This is a genomic window from Elusimicrobiota bacterium (assembly GCA_016218575.1).
GTDB lineage: Bacteria > Elusimicrobiota > Elusimicrobia > UBA1565 > UBA9628 > JACRDN01.
Map to the genome: position 1 here is coordinate 51,901 of JACRDN010000011.1, position 13,221 is coordinate 65,121.

Here is a 13,221-nt window from a genome sequence, read left to right on the forward strand (position 1 = left end):
TTCTCCTTTCAATCGGTCATTCAGTTTATTTCAAGAGAGTGTCCACGGAAGGAGCCAGATTGGCCTCCAAGGCAACCGCCTTTCTGCCGTATTGCTCGGCCTTTTCCCGGTTCTTGAGCTTGAGCGAGGTCTTGGCCAAGTTGAGCCAGATCTCGGGGTCGGAGTCGTCGGCCTGGGCCGCCTTCAGGTAGTAGGGCTCGGCCTTGTCGTATTCGGCCGACAAGAAAGAGAGGTTTCCAAGATTGTTCATCGCCGCGGCGCTATGGGGGTCGCGCGCCAGGGCCTTTTGGAACTCGCCGGCGGCGGCCTCGAGGTTGCCTGCCTGGTACTCGAGAAGCCCCGATTCAACGCAAAGATCGGCGTCGCCCGGATTTTTTTCGAGCTCCGCGGCGTAATATTTCTTTAGAGAACGGTAGCGCTCTTGGAGGATGGCCTGGGCCTCCCGCGAGAATCTTTGTTGGCGGGCCTCCAGCGGCGGGACTTCCGCGCTCCAATCGCTGGAGGGCATGGTGGCGGGCTCGAATTCTCCCCAAGCCTTCTGGATGTCGATGACCCGGGCCTTGCCCTTGGCGCTCTCGGCCTTATAGGCGTAGGCGGCCTTGCGCGCGGACTCAAGGAAATCCTCACCAAGCAAGGTGGGCTCCAGGGCAAGCCAGTAGCTCCCATCATGCCAAACCAGGAACTCCTCCGGAAGTCCCGCCTCCGTCAAATCGGACGCCTCAAGATCGAGCATCAAGGCCATGTGCCCCGGGTAATCCAAGGCCGCGGCGCGGACTTGGCTGGCGAAGAGCATCGAGATGATCATGGCGGCCAGATCGTCGCATTGCCCGCTCTTGCGCTTCAAGGTCTCCCGGGGGAACTGGGTGTAGTCCACGGGAAAGCTCGGGTCCTCTGAAACTTTCTCGTAGGGATTGCCGGGGTTGGCGAGGAATTTGACCCCCGTTTCCGACAGGGCCCCCCACAAACGAAGAGCCGTGGCCAGGCTGGGATTCAAGGCCTCGGCATGAGGGCTTTGCGGCGCCTGGCGCAAGACCTCGCGCGCGAATTCCAGCACCGGAGGGTCCTTGGGGGTCACGAAGTTGGCGATGCGCTCGGGGCGATCCCAGGTTATGGCGTTGCGGGAATAGACCCTCAAGGGCTTGGTCAAGGACAAGGTCTGGGCCTTTCCGTTCTCATAATACATCAGGGAGAGCTCTGCCTGGATCGGGGTGTCCTCGGTCACCTCCAGGACCTTGTTGTTGAGCGTGGCGATGAGAGGAACCTCGACCGTCTGCAAAGGCTCGAGCCTCTTGATCTCCGTGTCGTAGCCGAAGTCCATGAAATCCTTGAGGCGAAAGCTCAGCTTCACGTTCTGGAAAGCCGCGTTGACGTTGTTGGAAACCGAAACGGCTCCCATGGGATTCTTCAAATACCATTTGTAATTGGCCGAGAAGATGTTGCCCACCGCGACCGTGGAGAAAGCGATGGGAGGCTGGTTGAAAGCTCCGGCCACTACAACCTCGACCGGGACGCCCAACGGACCGACGTCTCTGGTCTTGGCCTCGGCCGCGACGCGGTAGAAATAGGAGGAGTAGGCCGTCACCGCCGAATCCGTGAACTTCCCCTCGCGAGCCTCCCCCAGATCCTGGTAGGGCCCTTCGGCCGCCGTGGCGCGGTAGACGCGGTAGCCGGAAAGCCAGCCGTCCTCCGGCACCCGCCAGGAAAGAGTCGCCGTGCCCTCCACCGACGCGGTCGAGACCTGGGCCGGAGCCGCCAAAAAGGGATGGATGTCGAAGGAAAGGATACGCCCCTTTCCTTTGTCGGAAATGAGGAGCCTCGAATCCTGCGCAGCAAGAGCCACGGGAGCGGAAAGCTCTCTTTCGAGACTACCCCCCGTGAAAAGATCGCTCAGCCATTGCCCATCCTTGGAGAACACCGAGACGCGTCGGAGCTTGCCATCCAGGACGTAGAGAAAACCCCGGCCGTCGAAGGCCAGCGCAACCGGATCTAGGAATTGCCCGGGACCCGTTCCGGCCTCCCCCCAAGCCGCGGCCAAGGCGCCGGAGGGCTCGCACTTGAAGACTTTCTTAAGCCCGCGGTCCAAAAAGTAGAGAAAACCGCGCTCGGCGTCCCAAGACACGGCCGCTGGCTCCTGGAGCTCGTAGGATCCGACTGCCGGCCCGATCCCGAACAGGAAGACCCCCTCGGGGCTGAAGGCGTCAATACGCCGGTTGCCCGAGTCCGCGACGTAAACCGTGCCCTCCTCGTTGATGGCAAGCCCGCGGGGGGCGCGCACGCGCCCCTCCTTCTTCTTGCTGTCGAAAAATCCCGTGCTTTGGGCAAAATTGGCCTTCCAAGAGCCGTCAAGGCCGAAAAGCTGGAGCCGGTCGCCGGATCCATCCGCAACGAAAAGCCCGAACTTGGCGCTGGCCGCCAAGCCCGCCGCATCCTTGGTGGCGGAGGACTCTTTACCGGAAAAGCGCGCCTTCTCCTTGCCCTCGCCGTCCAGAAGCACGAATTTGCCGGGTTCGGGCAAATAGGCGTAAAGCTCTCCCCCATAGGGAGCCAGGACCTGCGCCGTGAATTTCCAAGACCGAGAGGGACCGGAAGCCCAGAATTTGGCCGCGGCCCGGGCCGCGATCTTGGCCCCGCGCTGCTTATTGACCACCTCGACCCTTTGAACGCGGTTGTTGCCTGAATCGAGGATGAGAACCTCTCCCCGGGGAGATAGGAACAGGGCCTGGGGGTCCTTGAACTGCCCGGGGCCCGAGCCCCAGCTTCCGAAACGGCCCAAGATGAGGCCCTGGGCGTTCTCCTCCACGATCTTGCCGTTCTTGGCGTCGAGGATGTAAAGCAAGCCGTAGGAATCGAGGACGAAGTCGCTTCCCGGCAGGGAATATTCCTTGACGAAGCGTCCGGACGGGTCGAATTTTTGGACGCGCTCGTTGCCGCGGTCGAGAACGTAGACGAAATCGGCCGCGTCCACCATGACCTTGGCGGGCTGCCGCAGCTGTCCCGGCTCCTTGCCCGAGCGTCCGAAAGAGCCCAGCAGGATTCCCTCCGACGTGAAAATCTGGATGCGGTCGTTGCCGGTGTCGGCCACGTACACCCGGCCGTCCTCTCCCACGGCCACGGACTCCGGACGCTTGAAGCGGCCCGGCTCGGAGCCCTTCTCGCCGAAGGAACCCGCCGGATTACCGTCCTTGTCCAAGATCTTGATCTTTGAATCGCCGGCGTCGGCCACGAATATCCGGCCGCGGGAGTCGAGGGCGGCTCCCCTGGGAGAGGTCAAATAACCCGCGGCCGAGGCCTTGACGAGCTTGCCGGAGTAGTCGCAAATCGCGAGAGAGCCCTTCTTGCCGTCCACAAAATACAGGAGAGAGGAGTCGGCGGCCGCAGCCACGGACGCCCCTGGCAAAGGGATGGGTTCCAGGAACCGCACCGCATCGTAGGCTCGGGCCGGCGCATGGGCCAAGCACAGACAAGCGGCCGCGAAAAAACCGGATTTCATGCCTGGACTTGTTCCTTAATAAGGCGTTGGACCAAGGCGGGATTGGCCTTGCCCTTGGAAAGCTTCATGACCGAGCCCACGATGGCACCGATGGCCTTGTCCTTGCCGCCCTTTAAATCCTCGGCCGCGCGGGGATTGGCCGCCAAGGCCTCGCGGACCCAAGCCCGGATCTGGCCCTCGTCAGTGACTTGGACAAGACTTAGGTCCCGGACGAGATCCTTGGGATCCCTTCCCGTTTCCCACATTTTAAGGAAAACGTCCTTGGCAAGCTTGCTCGACAAGGTCCCGTCGCCGATGAGGCCCGCGAGCTCGCCCAAATGGCCGGCGCTGACCGGGGCTTCCTCGATCGCCTTATTTCCCGCGTTAAGCCTTCCCAAAAGGTCCGTCGTGATGAAATTGGCGATCGTCTTGGCCAGCGCCGGACTTCTTGCCTTGGCCGCGGCCTCGAAATAATCGGAAAGCTCCCGGCTGGAGGTCAGGACCTCGGCGTCATAGGGCGAAAGGCCGTACTCTTTCTCGAGGCGAGAACGCCGCGCGGCGGGCAGCTCCGGCAGCTCGGCCTTGAGCTTCTTAAGCCGCTCCGGCTCGGCCTTGAGAGCAATCAAGTCGGGATCGGGGAAGTAGCGGTAATCGTGGGCCTCCTCCTTGGAGCGCATCGAGACCGTGACCATGTTTACGGAGTCCCATAGCCGCGTCTCCTGGACCACGCGCCCGCCGGCTTCCACGAGCTCCACTTGGCGGCGGAACTCGTATTCCAATGCGTCGCGCACTCCCTTGAAGGAGTTGAGATTCTTGATCTCGGCGCGCGTGCCGAATTTCCCCTCCCCCGCCCGACGCACCGAAATATTGGCGTCGCAGCGCATCTCCCCCTTTTCCATGTCGCAGCGGGAAACCCCGGCGTACTGGATGACCTCCTTGAGGGCGGACAGGTAGGCGTAGGCCTCTTCGGAGCCTCGGATGTCGGGCTCGGAGACAATCTCGACCAGCGGGGTGCCGGCGCGGTTGAAGTCCACCAAAGAATAGTCGAGCTCCTGGGCGCCTATCGAATGGAGGAGCTTGCCCGCGTCCTCCTCCATGTGGATGCGGTGGATGCGGATCACTTTGGCGGTGCCGTCCTTGAGCTTAATCTCGAGGCTTCCGTCCCTGGAGAAAGGTTCCTCGTATTGGGAAATTTGGTAGGCCTTGGGCAGATCGGGGTAGAAGTAGTTCTTCCTCGCGAAGATCGAGCTTTCCGCCAAGCGACAGCCCAAGGCCAGGGCGCCCTGGAAGGCCAGCTCCACCGCCCTGCGGTTGAGCACGGGAAGCACCCCCGGCTGGCCCGTGCACACGGGGCAGACCCGGCTATTGGCCGCGGCCCCGAAGCCGTCGGTCGAGCAGGCGCAGAACAGCTTGGTCTTGGTGGCGACTTGGCAATGAACCTCGAGGCCCACCACCATCTCATATAGGTCGTTCATGCATCCCCTCCCGGTGCCAGGCACCCTCCGGGAGCCAGGCACCGCTCCAAAAGATCCAAATCGCTGGGATAGCGCAGGAGCCTCCGGCTGGCCTCCAAACCCGCCCAGCGCGCGGCTAGTATCTCCTCGGCGTCGGGCAGGCCCACGCGCTCCAAGGGCTCCATCCAATACCACTTCACGCGCTTGGCGACGAGCTGTCCCTTCCGGCGGAAATGGTAGCGCGCGGTCATGAGGGGCTTGAGTATACGGCAGCGCCAGCCGGTCTCCTCCTCCACCTCGCGCAGGGCCGCGGCCCGGGATTTTTCCCCTTTCTCCAGATGCCCCTTGGGAAAAGTCCAAACCTTTTTCCCGCTCAAGTTGCAGACCCGCACGAGCAAAAGCCGGCCCTCTCGGCTGACCAGCCCTCCGGCCGAATATTCCCTAACGTTCATAACTTCAATCTAGGGAAAGGCCTGGACCTCTCGCAGGCCGAGGCCGCGCGCAGAAGCAGCCCCTCCTTGAAGGGGGGCGCTATGAGCTGGAGTCCGATGGGAAGCCCCGCGCGGGTCAGCCCGCAGGGAATGGAAACGCTGGAGTTGCCGGCCATGTTGGACGGGATGGTGAAGATGTCCGAGAGGTACATGGCCAAGGGGTCGTTGGACTTCTCCCCGAACTTGAACGCCGCGCTGGGGGCAGTGGGCGTAACGAGGAGATCGACCTCCTTGAAGGCCTCATCGAAATCGTTCTTGATCAAGGTCCGGACGCGCTGAGCCTTGCCGTAGTAGGCCTCGTAATACCCGGAGCTCAAGGCGTAGGTGCCGAGCATGATGCGCCGCTTGACCTCGGGGCCGAAACCCTCGCCGCGCGTGCGCTCGTAAAGCTCCTCTAGAGCCGCCGCCTCGCGGCAGCTGTGGCCGTAGCGGATTCCGTCGAAGCGGGCGAGGTTCGAGCTGGCCTCCGAGGGCGCGATGATGTAGTAGGTGCTCACAGCGCAGGAGGTGTGCGGCAGGGAAACCTCGGACACCTTGGCTCCCAGGCCCTCCAGGGCCTTCACCGCCTCCTCAACCGAGCGCTCCACCTCTGGATCCATGCCCGCGATGAAGTACTCCTTGGGAAGCCCCAGGCGAAGTCCGGATATATCTCCTTCCCGCCCCCTCAGGGCTTCCTCGGGGGCCAGGCGAGCCGAGGTGCTGTCCTTGGGGTCGTGCCCGCCGATCACGGACAGGGCCAGGGCCGCGTCCTCGATCGTGCGCGAGAGCGGCCCGATCTGGTCCAAGGAGGAAGCGAAGGCCACCAGACCGTAGCGCGACACCAGGCCGTAGGTGGGCTTAAGACCCACCACGCCGCAGAAGGAGGCGGGTTGGCGGATCGATCCGCCCGTGTCCGACCCCAAGGCCAAGGGGCAGACCGAGGCTGCCACGGCAGCGGCCGAGCCGCCGGAGGAGCCTCCCGGCACGCAATCCGTGTTCCAGGGGTTGGCGGTCTTGAAGAAAGCCGAGTTCTCGGTGGAAGAGCCCATGGCGAACTCGTCGAGATTGGTCTTTCCCAATAGCACGGCGTCGGCCCGGCGCAGGCGCGACACCACGGTCGCATCGTAGGGAGAAATGTATCCTTTGAGTATCTTCGAGGAGCAGGTGGTCTGCACCCCCTCGACCATGATGTTGTCCTTCAAAGCCACCGGAACGCCGGCCAAGGACCCCAACGCCCGCCCGGCGGAACGCTTCTCATCCACGGCCTTGGCCTGCGCCAAGGCCTTCTCCTCCAGCACGGTCACGAAAGCCTTGAGCTTGGGCTCGACGGCCTTAAGGCGCTCAAGGCATCGCCGCAAGACTTCCTCGGCGCTGAACAGCCCCTCCTTCACTCCCCGAGCGATCTCGACGGCCGTCAATTCGATCAGTTCCATTATTGTATGAACATCGAATCGTCCTGCGGCGCGGCAGCGCCGCTGTCCCCTGCCGCATCTAGGGCGGCAGGAACCGTCCGGGGGGTATCACTTCCTTTCCGGACAGACTGAGGTCCTTCAGGAGCTGCGGCCTGAATTCTGTCTATCGCCGCCTGGATCTTGTCGGCCTTGCCCGGCTCGAGCTCCAGAGCTCTTCTCAAATCCTTCAAAGCACCCTCCCGGTCTCCCAGCAAGGCCAAGGCCTGGCCGCGGTTGGAGTAGGCCAGGCCCCGGCGGGGATTGAGCTCAAGGACCTCGCTCAAGTCCTCCACGGCGCCGGTGTAATTGCCCTGCAGGAAGCGGACGTTGCCTCGCAAGTAAAGGGCTTCCTCGCGCCTGGGGTAGGCCTTGAGAAAAGCGCTCAGGTCCCCCTCCGCGCCGCGATAATCCTTGAGCTCCCGGGAGGCGCGGCCGCGGTAGAACAAAGCCCAGGCGAACTTGGAACTCAAGCGCAGGACCTCGGCATAATCCTCGACCGCGCCCGAAAAATCCTGGAGCCTCTCCTTGGCGGCGCCACGCACGAGAAAAGCCGTGGCGAAGTCGGCTTGAAGCCCCACGGCCCGGTCGAGGGCCGCCAGGCTTTCCCGCGCCTTGCCCTGGGAGCTCAAGGCGCTGCCGAGGCCGAAGTGAGCCTCGGCCGAGGCCGAGTCCAATGCCAGGGCCTGCTTGAAATCCCGCTCCGCCTTGTCGTGCCGACGCAGGACTAGGAAAGCCTTGCCGCGGGCCACGTAGGACTCCGCGCTGTTGGGCTTGAGCCCCGCCGCGAGCTCCGCGTCTTGTCCGGCGCCGGCCGCGTCCCCCAAGGTCCAGCGGCAAAGGGCCCGGTGGCCCGCGGCCGTTTTCCAGCCGGGAAAAAGCTCCAGGGCCTCGTCGAAGCGGCCCAGAGCCTTCTCAAGATCGGCCCTCTCGTAGAGCGAAATAGCCGCGCGCAAGACCTTCTGGGCCTTGGCGCCAGGCGCCGCCCCAGCGCAAGGCCCCGGCAACAGGACAAGGACAAGCGCAAGGAACTTCACTCGATCACCTTCCTGACCTTGAAGAAAGACCCTTCCCTGTCGGGCGCGTTGCCGATGAGGGCCGAGGCGTTGGCGAAGGGCTCGGGAAAGTCCTCGCGCGTCGCGTCCGTTTGGCCCAGGACCGAGGCGGTGGGCGGCACCTTGGAGGTATCGAGGCGCGAGAGCTCGGCCATGGAGTCGAGGATCTTGCCGAGCTGGGCCTGATAGAGGCCGACTTCATCGGAAGTCAGCCTCAGGCGCGCAAGCTTGGCGATCTTTCGCACGTCGTCTTGAGTGATGGCCATGTCAGTGCTCCGACCGACCTTGGGAGGCCCGGCTTTGACAGCCCGCGGCGTCGCAGTTATCCACAAAACTTCGCTGGAAATTTTTGTGGATAACTGGCATCCAACTCAAATCTGGGCCCCCCAAAAGGCGATTATAGGTCGGTCGGAGCACTAGGCCGCCTCCAAGGGCGCGTAGCGTAAAAGGAGCTTGGCGGTGCGTCCGCTGTCGAAGGAGACGGTCACCTTCAAGGTTTCCCCCGAGCCCGACTTGTCAAGCACCTGGCCCAAGCCGAAATCGGGATGGCGCACGCGCATGCCCACCCGGACCTGGTTCAAGCGCCGGGCCGATACTCCCGCCGTCACATCCACGGGACCCAACGGATTTCCTGAAGGGTCCCAGGACCGCGCTGCTCCCGCAGCGTAGGCTCGCTCGGGCACCGAACCCAAAAGCTCGGCTTCCAATATGAAGCGCGAGGGAAGATTGGCGTAGACTTGCCCGAAAATCCTCCGGGTCGCGGCGTGGGTGAGGATCAAATTCTCGCGCGCCCGGGTCATGCCCACGTAGCAGAGGCGCCGCTCCTCCTCGAGTTCCTCTTGGGAGGAGTTCCCCGCCCCGATCGGGAACAGCCCCTCCTCGAGGCCGGTCAGGAAAACCGTGGGAAACTCGAGGCCCTTGGCCAGGTGCACCGTCATCAAGGTGACGCAGGGCTGCTGGGGGTCGTAGCTGTCGAGGTCGGTCTGCAGGGCCACAGCCTCCAAATAGCGCCCCAAGGTCAGGACCTCCCCCTGGGACTTGGCCTTTTCCTCGACCTCCTTCATGGCGTTCAAAAGCTCCTGGAGGTTGTCCAGGCGCGAGGCGGCCTCGGGGTCGGTTTCCACCTCCGACTCGAGCCACCTCCAGTACCCCGAGCGGTCCAAGAGGCGGGCCATGGCCGCGGCCGCGGGAAGCTCCAAGACCTGGGAGCGCAGCTCCTCCAGGACCTGCAATATCTCGGTCAGGGCCCTGCGGCAGGCCGGGGTAAGCCCCGCTATCTTCTCCTGCTCCTTGAAAACCGCGAGGAGGGTGAGTCCGGCCGCGTCCGCGTGGCGGGAGATTTTCTCTAGGCTGGTCTTTCCGATGCCGCGCGGGGGCACGTTGATTATCCGCGACAAGCTCGTCGAGTCCGCTAGATTCAGGATGATCCGGGCGTAGGCCAGGGCGTCCTTGATTTCCTTTCTCTCGTAGAAGCGCATGGCCCCCACGATGCGGTAGGGGGTCCCCGCCCGGCGCAGGGCCTCCTCGAAGGAGCGGCTCTGGGCGTTTGTGCGGTAGAAAATCGCGATGTCCTTGAGCGAGGCCCCGCATGCCACGACGGACTGCAGGGAGCGCGACACCCAGGCCGCCTCCTCCATTTCGTTGGGAAGCTCGCGGACGCGCACGGACTCTCCCGGCCCCTTCTCGGTCCAGAGGGTCTTGAGCTTGCGCGCGCGGTTGCGGCTGATGACCCGGCTGGCCGCATCCAGTATCTTGGAGGTCGAGCGGTAGTTCTGCTCGAGAGTCACCGTCTTGACTTGCTTGAAATCCTTTTCGAACTCGAGTATGTTGCGGATGTTGGCTCCTCGCCATGAATACACGCTTTGATCGTCATCTCCCACAACGCAAATATTGCGGTGCTTGGCCGCCAAGGTCTTGGTGAGCACGTACTGGGCGTGGTTGGTGTCCTGGTACTCATCCACCAGAAGGTGCAGGAAGTACTCTTGGTAATATTCCCGGATGGACTGGTGCTCCTTGAGGAGGACGCAGGTCTTGAGAAGAAGGTCCCCGAAGTCCAGGGCTCCGGCCTGGTCGAGCTTCCTCTGATAGACGAGGTAGATGCGCGCCGCGGTCTCGCGCGAGGCGTCGGTCGCGGTGGCTGCGTAAATCGCGTAAGACTGAGCATCGAGCAAGTCGTCCTTGGCCCGGGAGATCAGGCTCACGTACATGGAGGCCTTGTTGGCCTGCTCCTCCAAGCCCAATTCCCGCATGGAGTCCACCACGAGCTTCTTCTGGTCCGATTGATCGTAAATGGTGAAGTAGGGGTTGAGGTTCAAAAGCTTGTGGTGCTGGCGGATGAGGCGGCTGGCGAAGGCGTGGAAGGTGTGGGCCCATACCTTGGCCCCGTGTCCCGGAGACAGCTCCTCGATGCGCCGGCGCATCTCCTCGGCAGCCTTGTTGGTGAAGGTGACGGCCAAAATCCGCTCCGCCGGCACTCCTTGGGAGATCAGATGAGCGATCCGGTAGGTGATGACGCGGGTTTTTCCGGTGCCAGCACCCGCCAGCACCAAAAGCGGGCCTCCTGTGTAGAGGACTCCCTCTTTCTGCTCGGGATTAAGACGGTCCAACTCGAGACTCACGCCCATACCTAATCCTTATCTTGGAAAGGTGCCATGATGTCGTGTTATTTTATAATATTCAGGCCTGTGGCTCTCCACCGTAAAATCCTGATCGGCTTCGGCGTCGGCGCCGCCCTGGGCTTGTGCCTCCACGCCGTCTTCCCATCGTCTCCTCCCTTTCTTTCCGCCTTCCTCGATTACGCCGCCGAGCCCGCCGGCCGGCTGTTCCTGCGCCTGCTCCTCATGGCGGTGCTCCCCCTAGTCGTCAGCTCCTTGATACTGGGAGTGGCCGAGATGGGAGGCGCGGCCAAGCTAGGCCGGGTGGCGCTTAAAACCTTGGGCTTCACTTTGGCCGCGACCTCTCTTTCCGTCCTCACTGGCCTGGCCTTCGTCCGCGCCCTGAAGCCCGGGCAGGGATTCCCGATGGCGGTCCGGGAAGAAATCATGCGACGGGGCAAGCTCCCGGCTCCCGCGGCGGCGGAAGGCGGCGCCGTCTCGCGCCTCTTGGCCCTCATCCCGGACAATCCGGTCAAGGCGGCCGCCTCGGGAGATTTTCTGGGCGTCATGTTCTTCGCCCTGTTATTCGGGGTGGGAGTGACCAGGGCCGACCCCGAGAAAACCGGGCCGCTCCTGCGCTGGCTCGAGGCCGTGTACGAGGCGGCGATGGGCTTCATATCGCTCGTGATGCGCTTGGCCCCCGTGGGCGTGGGCGCGCTCGTTCTCAACCTCACGGCCCGGCACGGCTACGACCTGCTTAAGCACCTCTTCGGATACGCGGCCGTGGTGGTGGGGGCCCTGGCCTTCCACCAATTCGTCACCTATTCGATCTTGGCCAAGACCTTGGGAGGGATGTCCCCCAGGCTTTTCTTTTCCCGCATCCAGGACGCGATGCTGACGGCCTTCGGCACGAGCTCCTCCTCGGCGACCTTGCCGGTGTCCATGCGCGTGGGAGAGCGCGACCTCGGGCTGCCGCGCGACATCAGCCGCTTCGTTTTGACCGTGGGGGCCAGCGCCAATCAGAACGGCACGGCGCTCTACGAAGGGGTCACGGCTCTATTTTTGGCCCAGTGCTTCGGGGTCGAGTTGACTCTTTGCCAGCAGGGCACGGTGCTAGCCATGGCGATCTTGGGCGGGGTGGGAACGGCGGGGGTGCCGGGCGGATCGCTCCCGATGCTGATGGCGATCCTCGCCTCCATCGGAGTTCCCCCGGAAGGGGCCCTTCTCATCCTGGGCGTGGACCGATTCCTGGACATGTGCCGGACCGTTCTTAACGTCTCGGGAGATCTCCTGATCGCCATGCTCGTGGCGCGCTCAGAGAGCGCGGAAGCCCGGAGCTGATCGTAACCTTCTTGCCGACGGGCACCAGGTAATCGGGAACGGGATAATTGTCGAGGACGTGGAGCTCCTTGAAATCCACCGTCTTGGCCGAGAGCGCGGGACGGCCCGCCTCGGCGTAAGCCGAGACCCATATCCGGGCCAGAAGTACCGCGGCCTGGCCCATCCGACGCTGGGCCGTCTGCATGACCGTCCGTCCCGCGCCGGGGCCGCCCTCCAGGAGGGCCGCGGCGAAGGCCTCGGCCACCGCCGCGGGAACCTTGGGCCCGGAGCGGCGGCCTCCGGATTTTTCGCCGGCGGCGCAATAGAGTTCGCCATTCGAGCTCTCCTGGGCTCGGGCGCATTCCCGGGCGAAGGAGGCGAGCAAGGGCTCTATCTCGGGATAGCCGCTTTCCACGAGAGCCATGATCTCTGCGATGACATCCTTTCTTCTTAAGGACAAGAGGCCTTGACTCCCCAAGGCGGCCTTGGTGGCCGCCAAAGTCGCCGAATGAGTGGCGTCCAGGCGCCAAAGCAAGGTCTCGCCGTCTCGGGCCTTATTGCGCCCGCCGAGCAAAGCGAAGGCGGCGTTCTCCAATATCTTCTCCTCGAAAATGGAGTGGATTCCCGCGGCGGGGCGGTGGTAATGCTCGCCGTTGTAATCGAGGGTGGTGTGGAAGGGCTGGGCCATGTCTCCCACGTAATGGCCGAGAGCCCCCAGGTACAGAATGGCCTTGGCGGAATCCCCTCCCCTCAGCGAAGCCACCGCCAGGTCGTAAAGCTGGAGAATCCTCCAGGGCGCGGTCCCATGGGCCTGCGCCTCGAGAGGCTTGCCGGGATCGAGCTGCCGCACGAAATCGCCGTGCGCCTTGAGCTTTTCCTGGTACAGCTCGTAAGCCGCCTGATAATTCTCTCCCGAGGGCAAATCCTTGAAGGCCGCCGGCCCGGCTGTTGGGTCGATGAAAGCGTCGGCCTCGAAGAAATGCAGGGGATGCTCGTGCCGGTTGGCCTGGCGTTTAGCCTCGAGCTCCTCTGGGGAAAGCTTCTTGAGGCTGCCCAGCATCTTCCAGTCCATGTCCGGGGTCACGGCCAGGCGCTTGAGCGCGTCCTTGTTGATCCTCATGAAGGATTGGAAGGAGTCAACGGAATCTTCCATCAGGTCGGCCGCGCAGGCGTTGACCTCCTGGTGCCCGTACTGCCCCCAGCCCAAGGCCTGCCTCAAGGGAAGCCCCATGAGCAACGCCGCGGCCGCCAATCTTGTGGTCTTCATCCGAGCCCTCTCTGAAAAGAAATTTAACGGATAAATGTTAAGAATATTGGTCGCCAAGGGCGTAAGCCGGGAGGGCAATAATACGACGGGAATGGGCCTATCCTCGGCCGGGACCCTGGGCCGGTGCCAGGCATTCACTCTTGA

At 63.3% G+C, this 13,221-nt stretch carries 9 protein-coding genes; 1 reads left to right on the forward strand and 8 read right to left on the reverse strand.

Annotated features, from left to right (window positions below; all coding sequences use genetic code 11):
* Window positions 1-25: 25 nt before the first annotated feature.
* The 7 genes from HY921_02935 to HY921_02965 form a co-directional block, all read right to left on the reverse strand.
* Window positions 26-3,490: a hypothetical protein gene (locus tag HY921_02935; protein ID MBI5629823.1), complete on the reverse strand. Its 3,465-nt coding sequence runs from the start codon at window positions 3,488-3,490 to the stop codon at window positions 26-28.
* Window positions 3,487-4,944 carry an Asp-tRNA(Asn)/Glu-tRNA(Gln) amidotransferase subunit GatB gene (gene gatB / locus HY921_02940; GenBank protein MBI5629824.1) on the reverse strand — a complete coding sequence of 486 codons (1,458 nt, stop codon included), beginning with the start codon at window positions 4,942-4,944 and terminating at the stop codon, window positions 3,487-3,489. The genes HY921_02935 and gatB overlap by 4 nt, the downstream gene beginning before the upstream one ends.
* Entirely contained in the window at window positions 4,941-5,375 is a 435-nt protein-coding gene (locus HY921_02945; GenBank protein ID MBI5629825.1) for an NUDIX domain-containing protein, read from the reverse strand. The genes gatB and HY921_02945 overlap by 4 nt, the downstream gene beginning before the upstream one ends.
* Window positions 5,372-6,826, reverse strand: a complete 1,455-nt coding sequence (gatA, locus tag HY921_02950; protein MBI5629826.1) for an Asp-tRNA(Asn)/Glu-tRNA(Gln) amidotransferase subunit GatA — start codon at window positions 6,824-6,826, stop codon at window positions 5,372-5,374. Before gatA ends, HY921_02945 begins: the two co-directional genes overlap by 4 nt.
* Window positions 6,826-7,878 (reverse strand): tetratricopeptide repeat protein, encoded by a 1,053-nt coding sequence (locus HY921_02955; protein ID MBI5629827.1) that lies wholly within the window; start codon window positions 7,876-7,878, stop codon window positions 6,826-6,828. The genes gatA and HY921_02955 overlap by 1 nt, the downstream gene beginning before the upstream one ends.
* The gene (gene gatC / locus HY921_02960) at window positions 7,875-8,162 is read right to left on the reverse strand and encodes an Asp-tRNA(Asn)/Glu-tRNA(Gln) amidotransferase subunit GatC (protein ID MBI5629828.1); all 288 of its coding nucleotides are present in this window, start codon (window positions 8,160-8,162) and stop codon (window positions 7,875-7,877) included. The genes HY921_02955 and gatC overlap by 4 nt, the downstream gene beginning before the upstream one ends.
* Window positions 8,163-8,312: 150 nt before the next feature.
* A complete protein-coding gene (locus HY921_02965) occupies window positions 8,313-10,520 on the reverse strand; it encodes a UvrD-helicase domain-containing protein (protein MBI5629829.1) in 2,208 nt (735 codons plus the stop codon).
* A gap of 30 nt (window positions 10,521-10,550) precedes the next feature.
* Between HY921_02965 and HY921_02970 the strand changes: the two genes are divergently transcribed.
* Window positions 10,551-11,831, forward strand: a complete 1,281-nt coding sequence (locus tag HY921_02970) for a dicarboxylate/amino acid:cation symporter (GenBank protein MBI5629830.1) — start codon at window positions 10,551-10,553, stop codon at window positions 11,829-11,831.
* Here HY921_02970 and HY921_02975 read toward each other — a convergent pair.
* Window positions 11,761-13,077 (reverse strand): hypothetical protein, encoded by a 1,317-nt coding sequence (locus HY921_02975; protein MBI5629831.1) that lies wholly within the window; start codon window positions 13,075-13,077, stop codon window positions 11,761-11,763. The genes HY921_02970 and HY921_02975 overlap by 71 nt on opposite strands.
* Between the last annotated feature and the right edge of the window lie 144 nt (window positions 13,078-13,221).

Bases quoted from the DNA above. Each gene is read 5' to 3' on its own strand.
- HY921_02965 (MBI5629829.1), bottom strand. From the start codon at position 10,520: ATGGGCGTGAGTCTCGAGTTGGACCGTCTTAATCCCGAGCAGAAAGAG.
- HY921_02945 (MBI5629825.1), bottom strand. From the start codon at position 5,375: ATGAACGTTAGGGAATATTCGGCCGGAGGGCTGGTCAGCCGAGAGGGC.
- gatB (MBI5629824.1), bottom strand. From the start codon at position 4,944: ATGAACGACCTATATGAGATGGTGGTGGGCCTCGAGGTTCATTGCCAA.
- HY921_02970 (MBI5629830.1), top strand. From the start codon at position 10,551: ATGTCGTGTTATTTTATAATATTCAGGCCTGTGGCTCTCCACCGTAAA.
- gatC (MBI5629828.1), bottom strand. From the start codon at position 8,162: ATGGCCATCACTCAAGACGACGTGCGAAAGATCGCCAAGCTTGCGCGC.
- HY921_02975 (MBI5629831.1), bottom strand. From the start codon at position 13,077: ATGAAGACCACAAGATTGGCGGCCGCGGCGTTGCTCATGGGGCTTCCC.
- HY921_02935 (MBI5629823.1), bottom strand. From the start codon at position 3,490: ATGAAATCCGGTTTTTTCGCGGCCGCTTGTCTGTGCTTGGCCCATGCG.
- gatA (MBI5629826.1), bottom strand. From the start codon at position 6,826: ATGGAACTGATCGAATTGACGGCCGTCGAGATCGCTCGGGGAGTGAAG.